Origin of the sequence: Rhizobium sp. C1, assembly GCF_021026335.1 — a bacterium.
GTDB lineage: Bacteria > Pseudomonadota > Alphaproteobacteria > Rhizobiales > Rhizobiaceae > Ensifer_A.
On sequence record NZ_JAJNCY010000001.1, the window covers coordinates 37,533 to 62,800 of the forward strand.

At 62.4% G+C, this 25,268-nt stretch carries 18 protein-coding genes; 9 read left to right on the plus strand and 9 right to left on the minus strand.

Annotation, left to right across the window (positions count from 1 at the left end; translation table 11 throughout):
- Positions 1-211: 211 nt before the first annotated feature.
- Entirely contained in the window at positions 212-2,644 is a 2,433-nt protein-coding gene (locus LQK83_RS00175; protein WP_230835275.1) for a glycoside hydrolase family 2 protein, read from the plus strand.
- A 115-nt stretch (positions 2,645-2,759) separates the two neighbouring features.
- On the opposite strand, the gene LQK83_RS00180 is transcribed toward LQK83_RS00175, so the two are convergent.
- Positions 2,760-3,572 carry a cephalosporin hydroxylase family protein gene (locus LQK83_RS00180; RefSeq protein WP_230835276.1) on the minus strand — a complete coding sequence of 271 codons (813 nt, stop codon included), beginning with the start codon at positions 3,570-3,572 and terminating at the stop codon, positions 2,760-2,762.
- Between the two features lie 71 nt (positions 3,573-3,643).
- Positions 3,644-4,867: a hypothetical protein gene (locus LQK83_RS00185; protein ID WP_230835277.1), complete on the minus strand. Its 1,224-nt coding sequence runs from the start codon at positions 4,865-4,867 to the stop codon at positions 3,644-3,646.
- A 220-nt stretch (positions 4,868-5,087) separates the two neighbouring features.
- Here LQK83_RS00185 and LQK83_RS00190 point away from each other — a divergent pair, with 220 nt between their 5' ends.
- On the plus strand, positions 5,088-6,167 hold the full coding sequence (locus LQK83_RS00190; RefSeq protein WP_230835278.1) for a radical SAM protein: 1,080 nt from the start codon (positions 5,088-5,090) through the stop codon (positions 6,165-6,167).
- Between the two features lie 4 nt (positions 6,168-6,171).
- On the opposite strand, the gene LQK83_RS00195 is transcribed toward LQK83_RS00190, so the two are convergent.
- From LQK83_RS00195 to LQK83_RS00205, 3 genes are all read right to left on the minus strand, one after another.
- Positions 6,172-7,950 (minus strand): alpha/beta fold hydrolase, encoded by a 1,779-nt coding sequence (locus LQK83_RS00195; RefSeq protein WP_230835279.1) that lies wholly within the window; start codon positions 7,948-7,950, stop codon positions 6,172-6,174.
- Positions 7,947-9,479 carry a lipopolysaccharide biosynthesis protein gene (locus LQK83_RS00200; protein WP_230835280.1) on the minus strand — a complete coding sequence of 511 codons (1,533 nt, stop codon included), beginning with the start codon at positions 9,477-9,479 and terminating at the stop codon, positions 7,947-7,949. The genes LQK83_RS00195 and LQK83_RS00200 overlap by 4 nt, the downstream gene beginning before the upstream one ends.
- Positions 9,480-9,709: 230 nt before the next feature.
- Positions 9,710-10,594 (minus strand): glycosyltransferase family 2 protein, encoded by an 885-nt coding sequence (locus LQK83_RS00205; protein ID WP_230835281.1) that lies wholly within the window; start codon positions 10,592-10,594, stop codon positions 9,710-9,712.
- Positions 10,595-10,788: 194 nt separating this feature from the next.
- Here LQK83_RS00205 and LQK83_RS00210 point away from each other — a divergent pair, with 194 nt between their 5' ends.
- Both LQK83_RS00210 and LQK83_RS00215 read left to right on the plus strand, forming a co-directional pair.
- Entirely contained in the window at positions 10,789-12,882 is a 2,094-nt protein-coding gene (locus tag LQK83_RS00210) for a GumC family protein (RefSeq protein ID WP_230835282.1), read from the plus strand.
- A gap of 1 nt (position 12,883) precedes the next feature.
- On the plus strand, positions 12,884-14,194 hold the full coding sequence (locus LQK83_RS00215) for a UDP-phosphate alpha N-acetylglucosaminyltransferase (protein ID WP_230835283.1): 1,311 nt from the start codon (positions 12,884-12,886) through the stop codon (positions 14,192-14,194).
- Here the strand turns inward: LQK83_RS00215 and LQK83_RS00220 are convergent.
- A complete protein-coding gene (locus LQK83_RS00220; protein ID WP_230835284.1) occupies positions 14,137-15,144 on the minus strand; it encodes a glycoside hydrolase family 5 protein in 1,008 nt (335 codons plus the stop codon). The two genes, LQK83_RS00215 and LQK83_RS00220, sit on opposite strands and share 58 nt — an antisense overlap.
- Before the next feature lie 19 nt (positions 15,145-15,163).
- On the minus strand, positions 15,164-16,288 hold the full coding sequence (locus LQK83_RS00225) for a glycosyltransferase family 4 protein (protein WP_230835285.1): 1,125 nt from the start codon (positions 16,286-16,288) through the stop codon (positions 15,164-15,166).
- 174 nt (positions 16,289-16,462) lie between these two features.
- Between LQK83_RS00225 and LQK83_RS00230 the strand changes: the two genes are divergently transcribed.
- Positions 16,463-17,236, plus strand: coding sequence for a sulfite exporter TauE/SafE family protein (locus tag LQK83_RS00230; protein ID WP_230835286.1), 774 nt, complete (start codon positions 16,463-16,465; stop codon positions 17,234-17,236).
- Here the strand turns inward: LQK83_RS00230 and LQK83_RS00235 are convergent.
- On the minus strand, positions 17,233-18,267 hold the full coding sequence (locus tag LQK83_RS00235; protein WP_230835287.1) for a DUF2793 domain-containing protein: 1,035 nt from the start codon (positions 18,265-18,267) through the stop codon (positions 17,233-17,235). The two genes, LQK83_RS00230 and LQK83_RS00235, sit on opposite strands and share 4 nt — an antisense overlap.
- A 242-nt stretch (positions 18,268-18,509) precedes the next feature.
- On the opposite strand from LQK83_RS00235, the gene LQK83_RS00240 reads away from it, so the two are divergent.
- The 4 genes from LQK83_RS00240 to LQK83_RS00255 all read left to right on the plus strand — a co-directional run bounded on the left by LQK83_RS00240 (position 18,510) and on the right by LQK83_RS00255 (position 23,521).
- Positions 18,510-21,899, plus strand: coding sequence for a hybrid sensor histidine kinase/response regulator (locus LQK83_RS00240; RefSeq protein WP_230835288.1), 3,390 nt, complete (start codon positions 18,510-18,512; stop codon positions 21,897-21,899).
- A complete protein-coding gene (locus LQK83_RS00245; protein ID WP_230835289.1) occupies positions 21,892-22,806 on the plus strand; it encodes a response regulator transcription factor in 915 nt (304 codons plus the stop codon). The genes LQK83_RS00240 and LQK83_RS00245 overlap by 8 nt, the downstream gene beginning before the upstream one ends.
- Before the next feature lie 75 nt (positions 22,807-22,881).
- Positions 22,882-23,133 (plus strand): type II toxin-antitoxin system prevent-host-death family antitoxin, encoded by a 252-nt coding sequence (locus LQK83_RS00250; protein ID WP_230835290.1) that lies wholly within the window; start codon positions 22,882-22,884, stop codon positions 23,131-23,133.
- The gene (locus tag LQK83_RS00255) at positions 23,108-23,521 is read left to right on the plus strand and encodes a hypothetical protein (protein WP_230835291.1); all 414 of its coding nucleotides are present in this window, start codon (positions 23,108-23,110) and stop codon (positions 23,519-23,521) included. Before LQK83_RS00250 ends, LQK83_RS00255 begins: the two co-directional genes overlap by 26 nt.
- Positions 23,522-23,527: 6 nt before the next feature.
- On the opposite strand, the gene LQK83_RS00260 is transcribed toward LQK83_RS00255, so the two are convergent.
- Entirely contained in the window at positions 23,528-25,165 is a 1,638-nt protein-coding gene (locus tag LQK83_RS00260) for an acyl-CoA synthetase (protein ID WP_230835292.1), read from the minus strand.
- Between the last annotated feature and the right edge of the window lie 103 nt (positions 25,166-25,268).

A 25,268-nucleotide genomic window follows, 5' to 3' on the forward strand; every position in this document is an offset into this window, starting at 1 on the left:
AGCGGGGCGCCACAAATTGTCCGTCATGCCGGACTTGATCCGGCATCCAGCCAGCCCGCGTCTGCGGGCTGAAAGGACTCTAGGTAAAGAGTCTTATGCGCGAAGGACTTCGCGCGCTGGATCCCGGATCAAGTACGGGATGACGACGTCATGGTGATCGCGATGACGTTCCCATTCGCTGTCGCTGGGCGACTAGATACTGAGAAAGACCATGACCAACCACGCCACCCCATCCGCCCAACCGACGATCCGCCGTCTCGATGACGGCTGGGTGATGGAACTGACGCCGGCGGGGGCGTGCGTGAGCCCGGACGAGATTGTAGGGATCGAGGATTTCATCCCCGCCTTCGTCCCCGGCACAGTGGCTCAGGCGCTGGAGGCCGCCGGGCGGTTTGATCGTACAAACCCCACGCCGCTCGATGATCGCGACGCGTGGTATGTGCTGCGTCTGTATGAGGAACCGGGCGATGCCGTCTTGCGCTTCGAGGGGCTGGCAACCGTGGCCGAGGTCTGGCTGAACGGCGATCGCATTCTTTCGAGTCAAAGCATGTACTTGAGCCATGACGTTACCGTTCACCTTCAGGGCGGCGACCGGCTGGCAATCTGCTTCCGGGCGCTGGGCCCGCTTCTGAACAAGAAGGGGCCGCGGGCGCGCTGGCGACCGCAGATGATCACGCCGGCGGGCGTCCGGCTGTTCCGTACCACTACACTTGGGCGCATGCCGGGCTGGTGCCCGGAGGTTCAAGCCGTCGGACCATGGAGGCCGGTTTCGGTTATCCGTCAGTTAAAAGATCAGCCGGGCGAAGCGCGGATTGCGGCGCGGCGGGATGCTCAAGGTTATGGGCATCTGACGGTGCGGATCGATCATGCCGAGGGCGCGGTCGTGTCCTGTGCCGGGGCGACCGCCAAGGTGGTGGACGGTTCGGCTGTGCTGGTTCTTCCGGATGTGGAGGCGTGGTGGCCGCGTACGCATGGCGAGCCAGTTCTGCACGACGTGACGCTCGAATGGGGTGGCAAAACCCTGCTGCTGGGCCGCTCCGGTTTTCGCCATATCGATGTTGACCGCGATGCGGACGGGCAGGGTTTCGGGCTGAAGGTGAATGGTGTTCCGGTATTCTGCCGCGGCGCGGTCTGGACGACGGCGGATATCGTCAGCCTGCCGGGCGGGCGCGAGGATTATCGGCCGTGGCTTGAAAAAGCCGCGGGCGCCAACATGAACATGATCCGCATCGGCGGGACCATGGCCTATGAGCGCGCGGAGTTCTTCAAGCTCTGCGACGAACTCGGTCTGATGGTCTGGCAGGAACTGATGCTGGCCAATTTCGATTATCCGGCCAGCGACGAGGCTTGGCTCGCCGACCTGAAGCAGGAGGTCACGCAACTGCTCGACCGCACCTCTGCCTCGCCGTCGCTCGCCGTCGTCTGCGGCGGCTCGGAGGTCTACCAGCAGGCGGCAATGCTCGGCCTGCCGGAGAGCGTCTACAAATCGGACCTCACCGAAAACATCCTGCCTGAGCTGGTGCGCGAACATCGACCGGATTGCGTGTGGGTTCCAAATTCCCCCTCCGGCGGGGCAATGCCGTTTTTCCCCAATGCCGGCGTGACGCATTACTATGGCGTCGGGGCGTATATGCGACCGCTCGAAGACGCGCGCCGCGCCCATGTGCGTTTCGCCGCCGAAAGTCTCGCCTTTGCCCATGTGCCGGAGCAGGGGACTCTCGACAAGCATCTGCCCGTCGCTCCCGTGCACGATCCACGCTGGAAGGCGCGGGTGCCGCGTGACCGCGGGGCGAGCTGGGATTTCGAGGATGTGCGGGATTTCTATTTGAAGCTGCTTTACGAGGCTGAGCCGGAGCGGCTGCGGCGCGAAAATCCCGGTCTCTATCTCGATCTGTCGCGCGCGGTGACCGGCGAGGTGATCGAGGCGACCTTTGCCGAATGGCGGCGCGCGGGCTCGTCGTGCCGGGGCGCGCTTCTCTGGACGTTTCAGGATCTGTTGCCAGGTCCCGGCTGGGGCTTGGTCGATGCGACGGGCAGGGCAAAGCCTGTCTGGCATGCCGTGCGCCGCGCCTTCCGTCCGGTGCAGGTCTTGCTGACGGATGAGGGGACGAACGGGATCGATGTCCATGTCGTCAACGATCTGGGGGAGGGCAGGGATGTCACTGTCGAGCTTGTCTGCCTGCGCGATGGTGCGGTGCCCGTTGTCTCGGGGCGGCGCGATGTGACGCTTGCGCCGCATTCGGCTTCAAGAATACCGGCAACCGATCTGTTCGGCGCTTTCTTCGACACGGCCTATTCCTTCCGCTTCGGCCCGCCGTCGCATGACGTGACCCTGGCGCGGCTGATCGAGACGGCCAGCGGTGCCGAAATTGCCAGCGCCTTCCATTTCCCGCTTGGACGTTCGGCGGCGCGGCGCGATGCGACATTCACGCTCGAACTTGTCGAGTCGGATCAGGGCTTTGCACTGGATATCTCGACCGATCTTTTCGCTGAGACCGTTCAGATCGACGTGGCCGGCTTCGAGCTTTCCGACAACTGGTTCCATCTCGCGCCGGGCCGCCCGCGCCGCATCGTGTTCAGCGGCGAGGGCAAGCCTTCCGGCGAGGTTCGGCTCGCCGGCGGAGGCTGCGTTTCACGGTTCTGAGGCATGTTCCTCACCCATGCTGAGGTACAGCCCGAGGGCAGCTTCGAAGCATCAGGCTTGTGGCAGTACCCTTCGAGGCTGCCTTGCGCGGGTGCTTCAGATGCAGGGCACGGGATCAGACCCGTTTCAGGAAACCGTCCGGAGAGGCCGTAATGGCAAGCTTGTGCTCGAGGACCTTGTCGATTTCGAAGTGGAGCGGAGCGCCGTCGCGACCGTTTCGGCCTTCCTCTTCGAGCGCTTTCAGATAGGCCCACACGGCGGTCTTCGGATTGTTGCCCTTGCCCCACGGGCGGTCGGCGCACATAAAATCTGGCAGATCTTCGACGCCGGTATCCCAGACGACGCAGTAGCTGCCTTTGGTGGTTAGCGGTGCATAGAGTTCGAGCTCGGCCAGAACATGTTCATGCGTGTGATTAGAATCCAGGAAAACCATGATCCGCTCATGGCCTTCCGTCTCTTTCCGGACCTTGGCGAAAACATCGTCCGCCACAGAGGAGCCTTCGATCATCGTGATCTTGTGGCGCAGCGGATGCGCGTCGATGGCGGAGCGGTTGTGGGCGCGGATATCGATGTCGATACCGACGACCTTCCGGCGGCCGGCCTTGGGGTCGAGAACCTGCCCCGCCTGCACGGCATCGCAATAGTCCAGCATGGCGAGCATCGACGCGCTCATGACCAGCGAACCGCCATGCGCGATGCCGGTCTCGATAATGAGGTCGGGACGGCAGGCCCAGATAAGCTCCTGGATGGCGTAGGTATCCTGCGGCACCTGCACGATCGGACGCCCGAGCCAGGAGAAGTTCAGCGCATAGCGATGATGAATCGCCTCGCGGTTCCAGATGTTGGAAAGACCAAGGAAATCGCGGTCTTCGCCGATACCCTTGATGTTTCTTGCGACGTATTGGCGGAATTCTTCGTTCGGGTCCATGTCCCTCGGTCCTGTTCGGGCACTGCGATGTCAGGGCAGCGCGGGTCGATCCGTGATCGCGCGGCAAAGCCTCATCCGCGTTCCTCCGGAATAGCGTAAATCACCGCGCCCGTCCCGCACCAGCTGTGGAGGCGGAAGAGGAAGCGGTAGCGGGTAAGCGTGTGCATCAGCCAATCCGCCGTCGCATAAAGCCCGTCGGCATTGTGATAGACGGTTGCCATCAGGATGGGCCGATGCACGGCAAGTGTCGCGGTCGCGCCCTTCAAGGCCGGAAGCTCGTGGCCTTCCAGATGTAGCTTGAGGATGGTGGGGGTGAGATCGAGTGTGTCGATGCTGGCTGTATGTCGGCTTGTCCTGCCCGTCGAAGCGATCTGCGAGGCATAGCCGAGGCCCTCGTGAAAGTTGCGGTTCTGCGGCGTCTCGTCCAGAACGGTATCGAGTACCCTGCATCTTGCGGCCTGATCGGCGGGCAGGGTGGCAAGTGTCTGGTGAAGCGTCCTCCGGCTCTGCTCGTCTGGTTCGATCGCCGTGAGCGACTGAAAGCGCCCCTGTCGCTCCTCGACAAAGCGGCGTCCCACCAGACCGTAATGCGCTCCGCCATCCAGATAGTGCTCGCTTTCCGTCAGGACAGCGAGCATCTCGGGAATGAAAAAGCGGTCGCCGACCGTCACGGGCGCGTCGCCAAAGCTCCACTCCCGGCGAAGGCGCCGCCAGGCAAGAAATTGCAGGTGGTGGGCGCGGGAACGGTCGTCGCTCCAGCCATCGAGTACGCGTGTCAATGCCGCCACCTCATCGCTCGAGAAGCGCTCCGCGCTCCAGCCGTTCGACAAGGGATGACGGTCGCGGAAGCTCTCGGCGATGTCGTAATAGGGGACCACGTGCGTCCAGCCCGCATCGCGCAGGGAGGCCTGCAGCGGGGCGAAAGGACTCGTGGCAATGCTGACGGCAAGCATGGCTTCGTGCTTGAAGGCGGGCTCTACCGCGTCGGGGTGGAGGACCGGAATTCCGGCCCAGCCCGGATCGGCAGCGATTGTGTCCGCGTTGCGGTCGATGACGGCGGCGATGGGGATGTCCAGGTAGCGCAGGTGATCCCGGGCGAGCCGGCCGAGGTCGCCGGCGCCATAGAGAGCAAGAGGCTGGGCGGGCAGGAGAGGCTGCGTGTCGCTCTTCGCTTCCGCAATCTCCCGCAGAAGAGCCTGAGCCGCCGATCTGGATGGCGCAGATTCGAACACTCGCGCAGCCAGCAGGCCTGCGTTTTCCGGAGCGTCTGGCGTCTTTTCCCGTGCGGCGGTCACAGCGTCCCCGAGGCTGGTGAATATGGGGATTCTCATAGCAGGCAATGGCTTTCCCGTGGCTTGCCATCGGTTCGTGCTAAAGGGGATCGGCAGAGTTAGCGATGCCTTCGCATCCGTGGTAAGGTCCGGAGGCAAGTTTGGCGCAATCGCGATCTGTTTTGGTTGGCCTATATCTGGCGCGGAAGGCCTTGACCCTTTCGTCCGCTGTTTGGAGAAAGATATGAAAGCCCAGTTGAAGCCGCGCATCAACCTCGAAGGGCGCACCGCGCTCGAGACGGTGATACCGATCGAAACGCCCTTCATTGTCTTCATCGATCCGGCCAGTTCCTGCAATTTCAAATGCACTTTCTGCCCGACCGGTCATCGGCAGCTGATCGCCGAGACCGGCCGTTTCCAAGGCGCGATGAAGTATGACGTCTTCACCAAGGCGATCGACGATCTGGCTGGTTTCAATAAGCCGATCAAGGTTCTGCGCATGTACAAGGACGGTGAGCCCTTCCTGAACCGGCGGCTTGCCGATATGATCGACTATGCCAAGAAGAGTGGTTATGTCGACTATATCGACACGACAACCAACGGCACCTTCCTGACACCGGAGCGGCTGGGCCCGGTCATCGAGGCTGGCCTCGACAAGATCAATATCTCCGTCGACGGGATGACGCGCGAGACCTATCGCGAATTTACCGGCTTCGACTTCGATTTCGACAAATTCGTTGCCGGCGTGAAGTGGCTCTACGAGAACAAGGGGGAGATGGAAATCTCCATCAAGATTCCCGGCGAGCTCATCACCGAGCCGCAGCGGCAGGAATTCTTCGACACGTTCGGCGATCATTGCGACCGCATCTTTATCGAGAACTTCGCGCCCTGCTGGCCGGAATTCAATGTCGAGGAACGTTCGGGCATCAAGATCGGAGAGGTCGGGATCTATCAGCAGGCACTGCGCCCGACCGATACCTGCCCCTATATCTTCTACGCGATGAGCGTGAATGCGGATGGTCTCGTGTCCTCCTGTTTCCTCGACTGGGGACGCAAGCTGATCATCGGCGATGTGCGCAAGGAATCGCTCGTCCAGATCTGGAATTCCGACAAGATGAATGCGCTGCGCCTTCAGCATCTGGAAGGCCGGCGCTGTGAAAACCAGGTCTGCAGCAATTGCGGCCAGCTGACCCATTGCCTGCCCGACAATATTGACGATCACCGTCCCATGTTGCTGGAACGCTTCCGCGAGAAGGTCAAGATTGCCGATGGCGTTGTAGCCCCCGGAGGTCTGCGCAAGAGCGTCCCGGTGGCCGCGGAATAGCCGTCTAGGCTTTCTGAGCCGCTTCCAGTGCCAGCCTTGCAATCTCCTCCAGCACCGTTTGCCGGGCCTGCGGCACCGTGACATTGTGATCGCTGTCGCCGAGGGAAACGAAGCGGGCGTTGGTATAGCGGTTGAGGCCCGAGAGGTCGTTACCGAAGACCATGCGGCTCTGTTCCAGGCCCGGATCGTGGCGGCCGTAGGCGATGACGACGGGGAGTTTCCTGTCCGCAAGCGTCCGGAAGGCTGCGTGTATCTGTGCTTTCAGGCGGTTTCCGGCGGAGAGGCTGCCGAGCGCCGGCTCGATCCTATTGTAGAGTTTGGCGCCGATCGCGCGAAGGATCGCAAATCCGGCGGCCTTCAGATTGACTTCGCCGCGCAGGATGCGCCGAAACGTTTCCGGATTCATGGCGCGCTTCGAATAGTCGCCAAGCGGGCGGGCGACGTTCTTCAGTGCATCCTCCGCGGTCTTGCTCTCATCCCACACGAAGGCGTAGGAATTGACGACCACCACACCGGCGGCCGCTTCCGGATTCGCAAGGCTGGCCCGGAAGGCATGGTAACCACCGCTGCAGCGGCCCGCCAGCACGGCGGGTCTTCCGGTGAGCGCCTTCAGTTCCTCGAGCGCAAGGACGACGTCGCGGTCAAGGCTTTTCGAATAGAGCATCTGCTCCGGATCTCCCGCAACAGCCGGGCTGTCGGCAATGCCCGCAGCATCGAAGCGGAGGCTTGCGATCCCGCGCCGCGCCAACTCGCGCGCAATCACCGCGCCTGAATTGCCCCAGGCGGAGGCGCGGTCGTAGCTCGTCCCGACAAGCAGCACCGGCGCGCCGAGCGGTTCGCCTTCAGGCTGACAGAAGGTGCCGATGAGGCGGCCGTGTTCGGCGAAGCTGTGGCCGATCTCGCGATAGCCGTCGCCGGTGATCGGGGTCTGTGTCGCCTGCTCCGGCCGGGCGGCGTGGGCTTCAAGCGGGGATATCCCGCGCAGCCAGCGGGCGATATCGGTGGCAAGATGGGCTGGGGAGCGCGAAACCAGAGGGTTGACCACCAGAGCGTCGAAGCCGTCATAGGGCAGGCGGGTCACGGTCGCACCCTTGCCAGCCAGCGCATCGGCAAGCTGGCTGTCGCTGTCACGGCCCTTGCGGCACACGGTGAGAACGGGAAGCGGGCGTGTGAGCGTCAGGTCTGTGTCGCGCAGCTTGCGGATGGAGGCGGCGATGTTGTCCGGCATGGTCATGCCGGCAATGGAGAGTGTCGCCGTCTCCGTGTAGTCGGGACCAAGGCCGAGATCGGCGGCAATCATCTTCCACCAGAGGCCGGTTTCGCGCGCATAGATGCGGCCGGAGGTGACGGGGGCGAGAAGAGCGAGGCCCGAGAGATTGTCGATCCTCGTTTCGGCGAGGACTGAGAGCGTGGCGCCCAGGCCGTGACCGAGCAGGACGATCTTCGATGCGCCGGAGAGGCGGCCTGTTTCGCGGGCGGCCTGCGCGATCGCATGGAGCCAGTCGTCCAGCGCGATGTCTGCGGATGCCTCGGCGGAATCCCCTGTGCCGGGCAGGTCGAAACGCATGCTGGAAATGCCTTCGGCTGCCAGCGCTTCGGAGATCTCGCGATAGAACTTGCGCACCGACATGTCCTCGAAGCCCCAGGGGCTGACGAGAAGCGCCGCCGTGTCGGACGTGGCGGCCTGGTGGAGGGCGGGGGTGAAGATGGCGGCAGTCTGCCCGAAGCGGACGGGCTCGCCGGGATGGGGCAAAAAGGTCTCTGTCAGGATGTGGGCGTTCATGGTGTGTGCACCTGAGCATTATCGGGCGCGGCAATATCGATGAGGCGGCTATAAAGAGGGCGCAGACGCGCGGGGACACGCACCGAGAGGCTGGAAAGGGTCAGTTTGTCGACGGGGTCCACGGCGCGCATCAGGCGCAGCGCCGGGACATAGATGAGCGCCCCGGCCATAATGCCGAGCACGACGCCGCCGACGCCCGGCACGAGCAGGGTTGCGGCATAGGCCAGCGCGGCCGTCGCCAGAGCGGCGGTGCCGATACGCAGGAGGCGCAACACGATGCCGTTGTTGTTTCCCGACTTCGGAATGTAGCGCAGGATGAATGCGCCCATGGCGATCAGCGTGATGTTGCGCATGGCGGCAGCGCCTTCGCCGCCAAGGAGGGGAACGGCGGCGAAAAGGCCTATACCCATGACGATCGCGCCGACAATCGTGGTGCGCAGACGGATGTCCTGGCGGTCCATCGCAAAGACATATTGCGTACACAGTTGCAGGAATACGGCGGCAGGGACGCCCGCGGCCAGAATGGTGACGATGAAGCCGGCCTCGCGGTAGGCGGGGCCGTAGATGCTCGTGACCAGCGGCTCTGCGACGGCGGCGAGCCCGAAGCTCATCGGAAGCGTCAGATAGGCGAAGTTGCGCATCACCGTCATCAGCAGGTCGGAATTCAGGCTGCCGTTTCTTTCGGAATGGGCGGCGTAATAGGGAACGAGGCTACCGGTCAGCTGCATCGGCAATTGCAGCGCCAGATTGGCCAGCGAGGTCGCCACCGCGTAGAAGCCCACAGCCTCCGCAGACCTGAATTCCTGCAGGAAGACGATTTCCGGCCGCGTCAGGAAGACTGCTGCGACGATGAATTCGATGATGATGAGGGAAGAGGTGCTGGCGATCTGGCGAGGGGCCATGCCACAGCTGTCGGGTCGGTTGCGCAATACCGACAATGTCGTGAGGAACAGCGGAATCTGGCCGAACGCATAGCCCGCCAGTGCGCCTTCGATACCCCAGCCCCAGGCGCCGATGCCGACGCCCAAAACCTGAAGGATCGCGCTCAGCGCAGAGATTCGAAAGAAGGTGCCAAGTTGCTGCTCGCCGATCAGAAAGCTTTTGGCAAACGAGGCGAGCGACTGGGCGATGAACAGCCCGCCGGTCAGCAGTGCAATGGCCGGCGTGGAGGGAAGGCCGTGGCTTGGACCTTCGACATGCAGCCAGATGGTCGCGGCGATCGCAAGAACCAGCGTCGCAAGCGTCACCGGCCAGGCGAGAAAGGCGCCAAATCCGCGCCGGGCGTTGCTGTCATAGCCTCGGGCCGCCAGCTGCGGCAGGATGCGCAGCATGGAAATGCCGGTGCCGAGTTCGGCAATGAGCGCGCCCGTCACGACCATCCAGAGCGAAAAGGCAATCATGCCGTTCGCTTCCGGTCCCAGAAAGCGGGCGACGATGACAGAGGAGACGAATCCGGTCAGCAGCAGCGCCAGGCCGGCGGCCGCATTGAGAACCGAATTCTTCACGATGCCACTATCTGCCGTCTTCATCTCACGCCCATTGGGTGTCAAACATCCCGGCACCCCGGAAAGTTTCCTGTCTGGATGCCGTGTCTCTCTTTGTTCGGGAGACGACCCGCTCAAACCCGCCGCTCGGCCCCATTGCCATGCCGTTGCCCTCGTGGCACGACGTTGTGCCATATCGGGGCAGAGCCTAGAGGTCAAAGCTTAAGACATAGACAGATGAGGCGTTGCCGGGTCTGGCGATTTCCTGCCATGGTTTATCGTGGCTTAAAATTGCGCCAGCCATAGAGCCGACCGCTCAGAATGGCGCGCGAGCGACGCGCCAGCGTCTGCTTTCCGGTCGCCGTATAGACGACGATGCCTGCGGCGGGGCGCAGCAACTCCGGCAGGAATTCTAGCAGGGAATAGCCGTGGCGGCGCATGACGAAGCCCTTGCCCCGGCTGTAGCCGTGCATCTTGGAAATATGGGCATCGGGGTTGGTGTTGGGCTGTTCTTCCGGGTGGAAGCCATAGAGCGCGCGACGGAACAGACCTTTCGCGCCCTGCGAAAGGCAGCGCAGCACGAGATCCTGGCCTTCTCCGGAATTCCACGGCGTGCCGGACCCGGCTCCCAGATCTTCATCGAAGCCGCCCGCCTTGCGGAAGGTTTCGGTGCGGAAAACGATGACCCACTCGATCAGAACGTGCCAGATGTTGCGGCGGGAAATCTCCGCGTCTTCAGCGACGAAGGAGACCATGATTTCCTTGCCGTCCCTGTTGAGCGAACGGCCGGAATAGATGTCGGCCGGCTCCGTGGCGATAAGGCGGCGCAGTGTCTTCAGGAACTCGGGCGGATACCAGCTGTCGTCGTCGGGAAAGAGCAGCCAGTCTCCTGCGGCATGGCGCGCACCGAGATTGCGTCCGCGGTCGAGACCTTTTTCGAGCGATCTGACATGGCGGATGGGAAAGCGTCCCTCATAGGCCGCAAGGATGGGAACCAGCCTGTCGTCCTGGTTCTGGTCGACGACGATCAGTTCGAAGCCATCGTCGTTCTGGGCGCTCAGTGTATCCAGAAGAAGCCGCATCTCCTGATCGCGGCCGAGAGTCGAGGCGACCATCGAGATCAGCGGCTTCGTGTCATGCATCATTGGTTGTTGCGGCATTATCGGGTCCAGGTCAGACGTCATGTGCCCGAGCATAAAAGACCGGCGTTAATGATTGGCTGCGGACCTGATCCAAAGCGGAAAACATGGTGAATCGGCTCACGCTCCGGTTGACCGAATATTAATCATAATCTGCCAGTTTCGATGCCCGAAGCCATTTCTTGTTTCGTCAGTTTATCGGGATCGTATTGCGTATGGATATCGACATTTTTCAACTGCCGGGCATCTTGCGTCGCCGTTGGATCTATCCAGCCGCGTCAACGGCGCTTTGCGGTGTTCTGGCGTTGGGGTTTGCATCTCTCCAGACGCCGACCTATCGCGCCAGTGTGTCGCTGATTGTCGATCCCGCTGCCCTGCAGATGCCGACCGTCGATCCGAATGCAGCGGGGAGTGCCGGTGCTCTCACTCAGGCGACGACGGACAGCCAGCTTTACGTCATGCAGTCGGCCGAAATCCTGGGCAGCGTCGTCGACAAGCTGAATCTGCAAAACGACAGCTGGATTGCGCCGCCGCGCTCCGGCGGTTTCCTTGCGCATCTCATCGGCGGAAAGGTTCTGACCGAGGCAGAGCGACGGCGCGAGGCCATGGACGGGCTGGCAGACGATCTGTCGGTGCAGCGCGCCGACCAGTCCCTTGTCTTCGTCATCTCCGCCAAGCATCCGAATGCCAAGACTGCAGCGGATATCGCGAACGCCACGGCGGATGCCTATCTCAGCCAGATCAACGCAAGCCGCTCCGGCACGGCGCAGCGTATCGGCAATTCGCTGAAAGATCAGGCCGATGCGCTTGGCGCCAAGCTGCAAAAGGCGCAGGCGGAAGTCGAAAGCTACAAGGCGACTCACGGGCTCTATTCCACGCCCGCGGGCGGACTTGTCGCCGACCAGCAGCTTGAAGCGCTGAACCAGCAACTCGCGGCTGCCAAGACGCGCGTCGAACAGCAGAAGACGATCTACGACCAGGCCCAGAAGATCACCATGGCCGATATTCAGGCAGGATCCATCCCCGAGGCCCTGCAATCGAATGCGCTTGTCAGCCTGCGAACCCGCTACGCGCAGCTGCTCGATTCGGAGGCGCAGCTTGCGGCCAATCTGGGCGAGCAGCATCCGCAGCTCAAGGCCGCCCGTGCGCAGGCGGCCAGCATGCGCGCCTCGATCACGGCGGAACTGGACCGGATTCGTGCGTCTCTGAAGAACAATTACCAGCGCGCCATCGGCGACCGGGATGCGCTGCAGGCTCGTTACAACAGCATGCAAAAGACGCTGGCGCAATCCAGCGAAGCGCGAACGACGCTCATCCAGTTGCAGAACGAGGCACAGGCGCTCAAGGACATGTATCAGAGCACCCTGACCAGGGCCGAGACCCTGGGTGGAAGGGTGGCGGCGGACCCGACTTCGGCCCGCATCATTTCCGCTGCGGTTCCGCCGGTCAAACCATCGGGCGCGCCGAAGATCCTCCTTCTCATTGCCGGCCTTCTGTTCGGCGCGGCGGCGGGTTCGGCGCTGGCGGTTCTGCGTGAACTGCTCAGCCGCCCGGACAAGTCCGGTGGTCCCGGTCAGGGCCGTATGCAGCCCGCACCCGCGCCTCAGGTGACGGAACCGAAGCCAACGCCGACGCCAACGCCGCCAACGCCGACACCGACACCGCCGCCGACGACGGCGGCGACGACGGAAGTCGCCTCGTCCGCCCCAGTCAGCAAGGCGCGGCCGAATTCGCCGGTGATCCGCATAGCCCCCGCAGCGACGCGGCTCCAGTCGCCGGTGGTGCAGGCGGCACAGTCGGAAGTCGAGCGCGCCGCCAAGACCATTCGCAGCAGCTTCGGTCGGAGCGGTGCGGCGAGCGCCGAAATCCTGTTCTATCCCGCCAGCGGCGTCGATAATGTCGATCAGGTGATCTCCGGGGTCGCTGCGTCGCTGGTCGATCTCGGCTCCGTCGTTCTTCTGTCGGATGGCATGGAGGCAATTGCGCAGGCGCGGTCCCGTCTCGTCCGGCGCGGTCCCCGCGTCGCCCTAGCTGCGCCGCGCGATCCGCGGGATGGATCACTGCGTTATCGTGCCGCGCCCGGCACGTCACTCGTGCGCCGCGAAGATCAGGGCCCGATCGTCCATCTCGCCAACGGGGCGGGGGATGCTGCCATCGCTATGCTGCCGCACATTCTCGACCGCGCCGACGGCACGTTCATGGTCATCGGCCCTGACACGTCTGTGGACGAAATCGAGAACCTGATCGACAGCCTTTCGCAATGGGGCGGCAAGTTCCTCGGCGCGATCGTGACGACAGGACAGGCCTGACATGGCGAGCATGACGGGGACCGTTCCGCCTCTGCCCGTGGGCGGGCGCGCGCCCGTCACGCCTGAAGAGCGCGGCCAGAGCCTGTCGCGCTCCCTCTACATGCTGGCGATCATCGCCGTCCTCGGCGGGATGCTCAACAACACGTTCCTCTGCTTCGTCAACACGCGCATGTTCGCGGTGCGCGACAGTTATGTCATGCTCGGCGAACTTGTGTGCATCGGCTGCGCGTTGATCGTCGCGCTTGATCGCAAGATTGGACTCTATCTCAGTTTCAGCGTGTTTTTCGGTTATATGCTGGTGCTGTTCGCCTTAAGGCAGCAATTCGACCCCAAGCCGATCCGCGACATTCTGGTGCCCTTCGCCTTCTATTTCGCAGGGCTCCGGATCGCCAATCTGCGGTTTGCCGATTTTCTCGTCGCGTCTTCCGCGGTTTTCGTGGTCGCCTTCGGCATGTTCGAATATTTCGCGGTCGAGAAGTTCCTCGATAACTTCAACGTGCTCGGCTACTATCTTGCGCGCGGGTCGCTGACACTGACCGACACATTCGGCCACACGCGCGGCCTGTTCATCAGCGGTCTGAGACCTGAGCCGCGCACGATTTTCCCGTTTCTTGGACAACACCGCGTCTCGTCGATCTTCCTCGAACCGGTATCGACGGGCAATTACGGCGTGATCATCTATGCCTGGGCGCTATTCCGGAAGGAAATGCGGATCTGGCGCTGGGTGACATTCGTCTGTGCGCTGACGCTCATCGTGTTCGCCGATGCCCGTTTCGGTCTCTATTCCTGCATTGTCATGACCTTGCTCAGGCCGTTCTTCCAGATCATCCCGCGCACGGTCTGGCTGGTGCTGCCGTTCCTCATCCTGACGCTGCTGACCATCTATGGTCTGGTCAGCGGCACGAATGGGGGACCGAACGATATCAGCGGCCGCCTGAACGTGACGGCGCATCTGATCACGCAGCTCGGGTCAGGGGTGATCATGGGCACGGAGGTGACCGACAAGTTCACCGCGGATTCGGGGATCGCCTATTCGCTGACGCAGTTCGGGATCATCGGGTTCGTCGGGCTCTGGGCGCTCTTCGTCTTCGCGCCAGGCCGGACGGCGCGAGCATGGAATTTCCATACCATGGCGATCATCTATCTGCTGCTTCTGATGATCATCTCGAATTCGGGCTATTCGTTGAAGACCGCCGGTCTCCTATGGTTCATTCTCGGCACAGCCAACGGTGTCAGGCCGGAAGAGGACATGGTTCAGAACCCGGCACAGGACTTGTCTTCAAGTCCGGGCCCGAGAAGTGAGGCCAGCTGAGGTCTGTCGCCGTCCTTGGTCGGCGTGATGTTGTTGGCCTCGGTCGCCGGCCACCAGTCACCGGCGACCCAATAGGTCCAGCCGATCCAGACATCCTTCGCCGTGTTCATGGCCTGTACCATATCGGCAATGCCCTTGAGGCATTCCGGCTTGCCGCTGCCGCCGAATTCGCCCAGGAAGCCTCGTCGCTTGTTTGTCCGTAGCCAGTCGGTCACCTTGTTGATTGCATCCAGGGCATCGGCGGCGCGCGGGCAGGTGTCGTGCGTGCCGGAGAAATCGCTGTCGAGATACTGGTGAAACTCGAAGGCGAAATTGTTCGCCGGGTCGGTGACCTTGATCATCTCGGTGGCGCTTGCTCGTTCCCATTCACGCGCGGAGGTCCATTCGACGCCCGGCACGATGATGAGATTTTTCGCGCCTGTCTCCCGGATCGCCGCAACGGCCGCGCTGGCGGCGGGCTGCCATTGGGTGGCAGGCATATGGAAGGGCTCGTTCATCAGGCCGAAATAGATGCCGTCCTGATTGGCGAATTCCTCGGCCACGCGACGCCAGAAATCGGCGAAATCGGCGTTTGAAACCACGCGCGTACCGATCTGGATGTCGTCATAGGTGGCGAAGTTGTGCGGGTCGATGATGACGCCGAGACCGGCCTTGCGCATCTGCACGACGGAAGTCTTCAGGCGGGCCAGTTCATCCGGATCGAGCGGCTGGTTGAGGATAGGCTGCAGGCGCTCCCACAGGATCGGCAGGCGCACCGTGTTCAGCTTCTTCGAGGCAAAATAGTCGATGATCTTCTGCGACGGGTAGGTGTATTTCTCGTTGATCTTGGCCCCGCGGCCGTTGAATTCCGCGCCCGACAGGTTGATGCCGCGAAAGCAGGTGGCACTCGCGGGCGCGGCCATGGAAGCCGATAGCAGAAGAGCGAGCAGGCTCCTGGTGATCATGCGCATCGTCGTTGTCTCCACAAGCTTATCGTTTCAGAACGCGATCGTAGAGATCGGCGTAGCGACGGGCAACATGTGTCCAGGCGTAATCGGAAGCCTCGTTCATCGCCGTCGCGCGCGCATTACCGTCCGCGACAAGTGCATCGAAACTGGCGGCAATGGCGGCCGCTGCGGCGCTCGCGTCGGAGAAGTCGGCGAGGCGCACGGTCCCGTGGCGGGCGGCCAGCGTCTGGTAGGCGTCGTTCGGATGGAGAACCGGGATCAGCCCGGCGCTCATCGCCTCGACGGCGACGAGGCCGAAGCCTTCATATTCTGAGGCCGAGACGAAGAGGCTCGTTTCGCCCATCAGATGGGCAATTTCGGTGTTGGAGGCATCGACCACCACACTGACGGCGTGTTCCAGCTTGTGCTCGGCAATAGCCTGCCTGAGATCAGCTTCGCTCAAATCGGAGGGAACGCCGGCGATGGTCAGCCGCCATTGCGGATCACGCTCGACAAGCGCGCGTGTGGCGGCAATCAGTCGCGGCAACTGCTTGTTGATGGAAAAACGGCCGATGGTGATCATGCCCTTGACCGGCGCTCGGCTGGCGCGATCGGCGAATTTTTCCGTATCCGTACCGTTTTCCACAAGGGTGGCCCGCGCACCGGCAATGGGCGCGAAGCGGGCGAGGTCCGACTGGCTGCAGCAGACGAGTTCGCGATAGGCAGAGGTCGAGACACGGGTGAGCGTATTAAACCAGACCGCCTTGATCGCGGCATAGTTTCTGGTGTGAAAGAAACCGCCATGCGTGGTGGCGATCATCGGCTTGCGGTGCAGCGGCCAGCCGAGCGCCAGCGCATCGAAGAAGAAATCCACCGCATGGACGTGAACGAGATCGGCGTCGCCAAGATGTCGGAAAACCTGTGGCGCGACCGGGTAGCGCGTCGAGCCGCGCCACGGGATGCGGACGATCTCGATGCCGTCGATGATCTCGCGGGCCGGAAGCTCCTGATCGGGTTCGCCAAAGAGCCGGTTCAGCGTGACGACGCGCGATCGATAGCCGAGTTCCGGCAATTGTCTGCAGAGATTGGCCACGACGTCCTCCAGCCCGCCGCGATTCGGCAGAAACTGCCTGACGACATGGGTGACGAGCGGTTTCGGCATGGGCATTGAGAGCAGTTCTCCGGACATTGCACGCGATCATGCGCGTGAAGCGTGTCAATTCGCTTAAAACGCAGAAGGTCGCCATACGCAAGCAAACCTGGGGAAGCGCGAATAGCGGCTTTACCTGCCGGCTCAATCGATTAAAAGCAAAAATAGTAAGGCTGCCTTGGGAGGAAACGGGTGGAGCTGTTGTATAATCCGGCCTTTCTGGTGGCCGCCATTTTTGCCGTGGGGGTGGCCGGCCTTTCGAAGGGCGGATTTGCCGGGGCGGGGATCATTGCCACGCCGATCCTGGCGCTGGTCGTGCCGCCTGTCGAGGCGGCGGCGATCATGTTGCCGATCCTCCTGGTGCAGGACGCCTATAGTCTGTGGACCTATCGCGGCACGATCGACCGGCGCAATATCGTAATCCTGCTGCCGGCCGCCGTCGTCGGTATTGCGACGGGCTATTTTCTGGCCGCCTACATGTCGGAATTCATCATCAGCGCCATCGTCGGTGTGATTTCCACCGTCTTTGCCATCCGCAGCCTGTTCTTTGCCAAGACCGAGCTGGCACCCGCCAAGAAGGCGGATGTGCCGGCGGGGATTTTCTGGGGCGTGATTGCCGGTTTTACCAGCATGATCCTGCATGCCGGTGGGCCGCCGTTCCAGATCTATGTCCAGCCGCAGAAGCTCGAGCGTGATCTCTTCATCGGAACCAGCACGCTGTTTTTCGCCGCCGTCAACTGGATCAAGGTGCCGCCCTATCTGATGCTGGGCGAGTTGAACCTTGATATCGTGAAAGTGTCGCTGGTACTGGCGCCGCTGGCGCTGATCACCACCTATTTCGGCGTGAAGCTCGTCCGCCGGTTCTCGACAGAGAGCTTCTACAAGATCATCAACGTGCTGCTTCTGCTGGTCGGGCTGAAGATGATGTGGTCGGCAGGTGCCGAGATCGTCCGCTTCTACGCCTAGAGAAATTGCAGGGCGAGTTCGTAGGCATTGAGGCCGGTCTGCAGATTGAGCGGGCCGCCGGCCATCAGCGCCACAGCGTCACCAGACGAGAGCGACAGGATGCCGGAGACGGTCGCTGTCGCCATCGGCGAGGTTGCTCCACCGGCGCTCCAGCGCAGACCCGAGGCGCTGCCATTGACGGCGAGAGCGAGAGAGGCGGCGGCGGTTGCCTGCAGGCTGGCGCGGAAAGACACCGCATAAAGCCCGGAGGCAGGCACGATCAGCGCGTTGCCGCGTCCGCCTGCCAGCGCGCCGCCACGGGTGAAGCCCCCTTGCTGGAGGCTGAGCGTATCCACGCCGACTAGATCATTTGCGGCGAGCGTGTAGCTTGCGGCGGCCAGCGTTGCCGAGACGACCGGTCGGCCGGGCAGGCGGGCGACGCCGTCGCTGCCGAGTTCGAGGCTGATCTTCCAGGCGCTGCCGTCCGCGCTCGCCTTGAATTGCAGCGTGTCGCTGCCGAGTAGGCCGATTTCGGCCCGGCCCGACCAGCTGGACTGGAAAAGCAGCGAGGCCGTGTCGGTTGCCGCCTGCTTGTTGAGCTTCATGCGGTGGCTACTGCCCGCATGGTTGAAGAGACTTGCCTCTGACGAAAGCGTGAAGCGGTTCGTCGCGTCCGGTGTGGCGGCAATCCCCAGCCGGTCGACGACGGGGCTGGCCAGTGGATCGACCCATGCCGTTCCGTCGAAGACCCGTGTGCGGCCGTCTAGTGCAAACCAAGCCCGCCAGCCGGCGCGGGGCACGAGGAAAATCCATGCGCCGTCAATGAAGAAAGCAAGCCGCCCGTCCTTGCCGGCAAAGGTGCCGGTGGCGGATGGTCCGATGAGGTAGAGGGCGCCTTCTGCCGGTGTGGCGGGCGGGGCTGTCAGCGTTGCGAGAATGACCGTATTCGTCGCGGCATCAAGGATTTGCAGCGCCTCGTTATGGGTGATGTGCTTCATGGCCTGCGACGGCAGGATATAGGGCAGGTTCAGGTTGGGCGTCGTGTCGCTCATGGCATGGCCTCGTTCGCGGGTGATGCGGACAAGGCTAGAGCCCGTGGGCAGAGCGGGGACGATTGCGAGGTGGAGAGCTGAAAATGTTGGCTTTTTGGGCGCGGGCGTCCATGGCGTCTTCTCTCCCACAAGGGATGCGAGGAGCTCTCTTACGTCGTTTAACGTAATCGTCCGCTGCGCCTTGCGCTTGAACGCTTTCACCGCCCGTGCTTTTGATAGTCCATGCCAGTGAAGCGACAGAGATGACGGCCAGACAGCGTATCATACCCGTTCGGCGGGACTATAACCGCTGGGTGGCGAACCAGACGCTGGAAGATTATGCGCTGCGCTTCACGGCCAAGAGCGCGCGGCAATATTCCTCCGCGCGGATCTCTCAAACGGCCATCGGGGCGATTTCGTTTCTGGCGCTGGAGGCGGTTGGCGGGGCCATCACGCTTTCCTCCGGTACGACCAATGCGATCTTCGCGACCGTTGCGGCCTGTCTGCTGCTCCTCGTCATCGGCACACCGATCAGCCGCTATGCCATTCGGCACGGGGTGGATATCGATCTTCTGACGCGCGGTGCCGGCTTCGGCTATATCGGCTCGACAGTGACCTCGCTCATCTATGCGAGCTTCACCTTCATGCTCTTCGCCATTGAGGCGTCCATCATGACCGGGGCGCTGGAGTTGGCTTTCGGCATTCCGCCATGGCTCGGCTATGTCGTTTCGGCGCTGGTCGTCATTCCGCTGGTCACGCACGGGGTGCGCCTGATCTCGCGCTTCCAGCTGCTGACTCAGCCTGTCTGGATCGTGCTTAATATCCTGCCCTTCATCTTCATCGCCTTTGCCGACTGGCAGAAAGTAATCCTGTGGCTCGGCTTTTCCGGGGTGGGACATGCGCCGGCACCCCAGGGGCAGTTTGCGCCTTTCCATCTCGCCGAATTCGGTGCGGCCTCCGCAGTAATCCTCGGGCTGATGTCGCAGATCGGAGAGCAGGTGGATTTTCTGCGCTTCCTGCCCGCCGATCACAAGCCGGCGACGATCCGGCAGCGCATCATGCGGTTTCTCGCCGGGCCCGGCTGGGTGGTGGTTGGCGCGCCAAAGCTTCTGGCCGGGTCGTTTCTTGCGGTACTGGCGCTCTCCTCCGGCGTACCGTCTGGTTCGGCGGCCGATCCGGCACATATGTATGTCACCGCCTTTGGCTACATGGTGCCGAACCATACCGTGGCGCTCGGCCTGACTGCGGCCTTCGTGGTTGTCTCGCAGCTGAAGATCAACGTGATGAATGCCTATGCCGGGTCGCTCGCCTGGTCGAATTTCTTCTCACGCCTCACGCATAGCCATCCCGGTCGCGTCGTCTGGCTTTTCTTCAACGTGGCGATTGCGCTTCTTCTGATGGAGCTCGGCATCTACCGGCTGCTAGAAGAGACGCTGGGCGTCTTCTCGATCATCGCGGCCGCCTGGCTCTGCACGATTTCCGCCGATCTATTCATCAACAAGCCGCTGGGGCTTGCCCCGCCGGGGATAGAGTTCAAGCGGGCGCATCTCTACGACATCAATCCTGTCGGTACGGGCTCGATGCTGATCACGGCGGCGATTGCGCTTGCTGCGCATTTCGGCGCCTTCGGCGATCTGGCGGCATCGCTCGCGATCTATATCGCACCCGTGGTTGCCTTCATTGCCGCGCCCGCCATCGCCTGGGCCACGAAGGGCAAGTATTACCTTGCACGCAAGCCGCGGGCACAGTGGAAGAACCTTTCCACCATCACCTGTTCAATCTGCGAACATCCGTTCGAGCCGGAGGATATGGCGTGGTGCCCGGCCTATTCCGCGCCGATCTGTTCGCTCTGCTGCTCGCTCGACAGCCGCTGCCACGATCTGTGCAAGCCGAAGGCGCGGCTGAAATATCAGGTGGGGCAGGCGGCGGCTGCCGTCCTGCCCGAGCCTGTGGTCGCGAAGCTTTCGACACGGCTCGGGCGCTATCTGATGACGGCCAGCGTGGCCATCGCAGCCATTGGCGCCATTCTCTGGATGATTGCGGCGCGGGCAAGCCGCGGTGCGCCGGAAACCGCGCATGTGGTGGACGACATCACGCTCGCCGTCTTCTTTGTCTTCTCCATTCTGGCCGGCATCGCCGCCTGGTTCTTCGTTCTGGCGCATGACAGCCGGGTGGTGGCGGAAGAGGAATCGACCCGACAGAACTCGCTGCTGCTGCGCGAAATCGCCGCTCACCGCAAGACTGACGCTGCGCTGCAGGACGCCAAGGATGCGGCGGAAGCGGCCAACCGCGCCAAGAGCCGCTATGTGGTCGGCTTGAGCCACGAATTGCGCACACCGCTCAATGCCGTGCTTGGCTATGCGCAGATCCTCGAGCGCGACGCGACGATCCCGCAGCCGCGCCAGTCGGCGATCAAGGTGATCAAGCGCTCGGCCGAGCATCTCTCCGGCCTGATCGACGGCTTGCTCGACATTTCCAAGATCGAGGCGGGGCGATTGCAGGTCTATCAGGGCGAGGTCAATATTCACGACTTCCTCGACCAGATCGTCGACATGTTCCGCCCGCAGGCGCAGGCCAAGGGTCTGGAATTCCTGTTCGAGCGCCAGCCTGCTCTGCCGCGCCATGTGCGCACCGATGAGAAGCGGCTCAGGCAGATCCTCGTCAATGTGATTTCGAACGCACTCAAATTCACCGACGAGGGGCGCGTCAGCGTACGGGCGGACTATCGCAGCCAGGTTGCGACCTTCACCATTTCGGACACCGGGCGCGGGATTTCGGAAGCGAACCTGCCGCATATCTTCGAGCCGTTCCAGCGCGGCGATGCCGACAGTATCCGGCCAATGCCGGGGCTCGGGCTCGGGCTGACGATCACGCGGCTGCTGACGCATATGCTCGGTGGAGAGATTGCCGTCACCAGCAAGCCGGAGGAGGGGACGACCTTTTCGATCCGCCTCGGCCTTCCGCCGGTCAACCGCGCAGGTGTGGCAGAAAGCGCGGAAAGATCGGTCAGGGGCTACGCCGGTGTCCGGCGAACGGTGGTGGTGGTGGACGACAATGCCGATCATCGCGATCTGATGCTGGAAATCCTTCAGCCGCTCGGCTTCACGGTTCTGACGGCCGAGGGCGGGGGCGAGTGTCTGGCGCTGGTCTCGGCTTGTACGCCTGACCTCTTCTTTGTCGATATTTCCATGCCGGGCATGAATGGCTGGGAACTGGTGCGGCGTCTCAGGGATGGCGGAACGCGCGCTCCGATCCTGATGCTCTCGGCCAATATCGGCGACGGAGCGAGTGCTGCAGCGGAGACAGGCCATGACGACACGATTGCCAAGCCTTTCGACATCAAGCAGCTTTACGCCAAGCTGCAGCTGCATCTGAAGCTGACATGGCTTTACGAGGATGAGGTTGAAGCGGTTACAATCGAGGCCGTCGCGCCACAGCCGATCCGCGCGCCGTCGCCGTCGCACCTGCGCGAACTCGTTCAGCTGGGCGAGATCGGCTATATCCGCGGCATTGAAAGCAAGCTGGCGGAAATGGCGCAAGATCCGGCTTATCGGCCGTTTGCCGAGGCGCTGGGGGAATATGTGAAGGCATTCGACATGGCAGGTTATGCGCGGTTTCTGGACGGCATGAAAACGGAGACCGCCGATGGCTGAGCCGCGTGACATTGTTCTCATTGTCGACGACAGCCCGGAGGCTCTCGGGTTCCTGACCGATGCACTGGAACAGACGGGCTTTTCCGTACTGATCGCGACATCGGGGCAGGCGAGTATCAATATTGCTGGCAAGATCACGCCGGATATCATTCTCATGGACGCGGTCATGCCCGCGATGGACGGGTTCGAGACCTGCCGCCGCCTGAAGGCCGATGCTGCGATTGCCCCCGTGCCGGTCATCTTCATGACGGGGCTGACCGAAACCGAGCATGTCGTCCACGCGCTGGAATCGGGTGGCGTCGACTATTTGACGAAACCGATCAATATCGATGAACTTCGCGCCCGCATCCGGGTTCATCTCGCCAATGCCCGTTCGGCGCAGCATGCTCGCGTGGCGCTCGATGCCGCGGGGCGGCATCTGATGGCGGTGACGGCGGATGGTGAGCTGAAATGGGCCACGCCGCAGGCCTCGCGGCTTCTCAACCTCGCCTCCGGCAGCGAAGCGGGGCAGGTGGCGATTACGCAGGAGATCGCGCGCTGGCTCGGCGCGCGCTCAAGTGCCGGCTTCTCGATCGACGCGCCGCTTGCCATCGGATTGGGTGATCGGGCGAGCCTGCATCTCAACTATCTCGGCGAAGTCGGCGCCAATGAAATCCTCTTCCGCATCACATCGGCCAACAAGGAGGCCGACGACGAAATCCTGAAGCGTCAGTTCGGGCTGACGGGGCGCGAGGCCGAAGTGCTGGTATGGATTTCCAAGGGTAAGGCCAACCGCGATATCGGCGAGATCCTGGGGCTCTCATCGCGCACGGTGAACAAGCATCTGGAGCAGATTTATGTGAAGCTCGGGGTGGAGAACCGGGCGTCCGCTGCGGTGAAGGCGGCGGCTGTGCTGCATGAGGGGTGAGGGGCGCATACTCGCCCTATTGTCTAGATCGCATAAAATACGTATTTTAGGTGAAATACGTATCTGAGGTCTGCGATGAAAAAGTTCACCTTCTCCGACATGAACCGAGCGTCCGGCGAAATCCTGGAAGCGGCCTTGATCGAGCCTGTGGCGCTGACCAAGCGCGGCAAGGAGAAGCTCGTGATCCTGAATGCAGCGACCTATGAGCGGCTGAAAGGGCAGGGGCATACGAAAGCCTATGGCCTCGATGATGCGCCTGACGCAGTGCATGACGAATTGATGGCCGGGCTGGATGCCATCCTTGACGAAAACGGTCCCGATGTTTGAACGAGGGCAGATCGTTCGCTTCTTCTATCTCTGGAAAAGGCAAGCCGACGCCGGTGAGGAGACTGGCCGCAAAGCGCGCCCTGCCTGCATCGTCGTCAAAACGCTGGATAATCCGGGTGCGGTCTTTCTGTTTCCCATCACATCGCAACAACCCGATGCAGACCGGCTGCACCTGGCCTTCGGTGAAATGGAATGCCGTAGGGCGGGTCTTGCCTATCCCTGCTGGATCATTCTGGACGAGTATAATCGGGTGGAACTGGACAAGGCTTTCGATTTCGAGGCGACGCAGCCCATTGGAAGTGTCAGCCCTGCTTTCCTGGCGCGTATTGCAGCGACCGTGAAAGAGGCAGCGCGGATGCGCCGCCTCTCTGGCGTAGCGCGCTCGTAGCGCCCCTCACAACCCCTTCGCCTGTTCTCGCAGAATGAACTTCTGGATCTTCCCCGTCGAGGTTTTCGGCAGCGACCCAAACACGATGGTCTTGGGGGCCTTGAAGTGGGCCATGTTAGCGCGGCAGAAGGCGATGAGGTCGGCTTCGGTGACAGTGGCGCCGTCCTTCAGGCCGACGAAGGCGCAGGGGGTTTCGCCCCATTTTTCGTCCGGCTTGGCGACGACGGCGGCTTCCATGACCGCGGGATGGCGATAGAGGACGCCTTCGACTTCGATGGAGGAGATGTTTTCGCCGCCGGAGATGATGATGTCCTTGGAGCGGTCCTTGATCTGGATATAGCCGTCCGGATGCATGACGGCCAGGTCGCCCGAGTGGAACCAGCCGCCGCTGAAGGCCTTGTCGGAGGAGGAGGGGTTCTTGAGGTATCCGCGCATGACATTGTTGCCGCGGAAGAAGATCTCGCCCATCGTTTCGCCGTCTGACGGCACAGGCTCCAGCGTTTCGGGATCGGCGACCATCAGACCGTCGAGCACGGTGTAGCGTACGCCCTGCCGGGCCTTCAGCCGCGCCTTTTCGGAAATGTCGAGATCGTTCCATTCGTCATGCCAGGCGCAGACGACGGCGGGGCCGTAGGTTTCGGTGAGGCCATAGGCATGGGTCACGTCGAAGCCGAGCTTTTCCATCGCCTCGATCACCGCAGCGGGCGGGGCGGCGCCAGCCGTCATGATCGAAACCTTGTGGTCTATGCCTTGCTTGAGCGCGTCGGGCGCGTGGGCCAGCAGGTTGAGAACGATCGGGGCACCGCAGAAATGCGTCACCTTCTCGCGCTTGATCAGATCGTAGATCGGCTCGACGCGGACGGCGCGCAGGCAGACGGAGGTGCCGGCGGCGGCAGCGATGGTCCAGGGAAAGCACCAGCCGTTGCAGTGGAACATCGGCAGGGTCCAGAGATAGACCGGATGCTTGCCCATGCCCCAGTCGAGGATATTGCCAAGCGCGTTGATATAGGCGCCGCGGTGATGGTAGACGACGCCCTTCGGGTCGCCCGTCGTGCCGGACGTGTAGTTGAGGCTGATGGCGTTCCACTCGTCCGACGGCCAGGTCCAAGCGTCGTTTTCATCGCCTTCGGAAAGCAGCTTGTCATAGGTGTCGCTGCCGATCATGTGGCTCTCGGGCCATGTCGCGTCCTCGATATTGATGACCGGAATGTCGCGGCCGGAAATGTGGATCGCCTGTTCGGCAACGCCTGCAAATTCCGGATCGACCATCACCATCTTGGCTTCGGCGTGATTGAGGATGAAGGCAATTGCCGCGGCGTCGAGGCGGGTGTTGATCGTGTTCAGCACGCCCCCGGTCATCGGGACGGCGAAATGCGCCTCGAACATCTCCGGGATGTTGCCGGCAATCACAGACACCGTGTCGCCGAGGCCGATGCCGCGGCGCTTCAGGCCGCTCGCGACCTTGCGGACGCGCGCCCAGGTCTCGGCCCAGGAGCGGCGGATGTCGCCGTAAACGACGGCGGTTCTGTTGGGGTAGATCGCAGCCGTGCGCTGGATGAAACCCAGCGGCGTCATGGCGCTGTAATTGGCGTCATTCTTATCGAGATCGTGTTCGTAAATACTGTGTGCCGAATGGATATTCATTGCGTCCTCCCAATATCGCGTCCGGGCATCTCGCGCGCAACGTGGTTACCGCCTGCGCCGATGCTCCATCTCCCTGCCGCATCTTCTATCCTCCCGATGCGGG

What these genes read in the sequence shown, in the direction of transcription:
- LQK83_RS00175 (WP_230835275.1), top strand. Translation starts at nt 212, where the DNA reads ATGACCAACCACGCCACCCCATCCGCCCAACCGACGATCCGCCGTCTC.
- LQK83_RS00220 (WP_230835284.1), bottom strand. Translation starts at nt 15,144, where the DNA reads ATGCGCATGATCACCAGGAGCCTGCTCGCTCTTCTGCTATCGGCTTCC.
- LQK83_RS00200 (WP_230835280.1), bottom strand. Translation starts at nt 9,479, where the DNA reads ATGAAGACGGCAGATAGTGGCATCGTGAAGAATTCGGTTCTCAATGCG.
- LQK83_RS00215 (WP_230835283.1), top strand. Translation starts at nt 12,884, where the DNA reads ATGGCGAGCATGACGGGGACCGTTCCGCCTCTGCCCGTGGGCGGGCGC.
- LQK83_RS00250 (WP_230835290.1), top strand. Translation starts at nt 22,882, where the DNA reads ATGAAAAAGTTCACCTTCTCCGACATGAACCGAGCGTCCGGCGAAATC.
- LQK83_RS00205 (WP_230835281.1), bottom strand. Translation starts at nt 10,594, where the DNA reads ATGCCGCAACAACCAATGATGCATGACACGAAGCCGCTGATCTCGATG.
- LQK83_RS00195 (WP_230835279.1), bottom strand. Translation starts at nt 7,950, where the DNA reads ATGAACGCCCACATCCTGACAGAGACCTTTTTGCCCCATCCCGGCGAG.
- LQK83_RS00225 (WP_230835285.1), bottom strand. Translation starts at nt 16,288, where the DNA reads ATGCCCATGCCGAAACCGCTCGTCACCCATGTCGTCAGGCAGTTTCTG.
- LQK83_RS00245 (WP_230835289.1), top strand. Translation starts at nt 21,892, where the DNA reads ATGGCTGAGCCGCGTGACATTGTTCTCATTGTCGACGACAGCCCGGAG.
- LQK83_RS00210 (WP_230835282.1), top strand. Translation starts at nt 10,789, where the DNA reads ATGGATATCGACATTTTTCAACTGCCGGGCATCTTGCGTCGCCGTTGG.
- LQK83_RS00240 (WP_230835288.1), top strand. Translation starts at nt 18,510, where the DNA reads ATGACGGCCAGACAGCGTATCATACCCGTTCGGCGGGACTATAACCGC.
- LQK83_RS00260 (WP_230835292.1), bottom strand. Translation starts at nt 25,165, where the DNA reads ATGAATATCCATTCGGCACACAGTATTTACGAACACGATCTCGATAAG.
- LQK83_RS00190 (WP_230835278.1), top strand. Translation starts at nt 5,088, where the DNA reads ATGAAAGCCCAGTTGAAGCCGCGCATCAACCTCGAAGGGCGCACCGCG.
- LQK83_RS00180 (WP_230835276.1), bottom strand. Translation starts at nt 3,572, where the DNA reads ATGGACCCGAACGAAGAATTCCGCCAATACGTCGCAAGAAACATCAAG.
- LQK83_RS00235 (WP_230835287.1), bottom strand. Translation starts at nt 18,267, where the DNA reads ATGAGCGACACGACGCCCAACCTGAACCTGCCCTATATCCTGCCGTCG.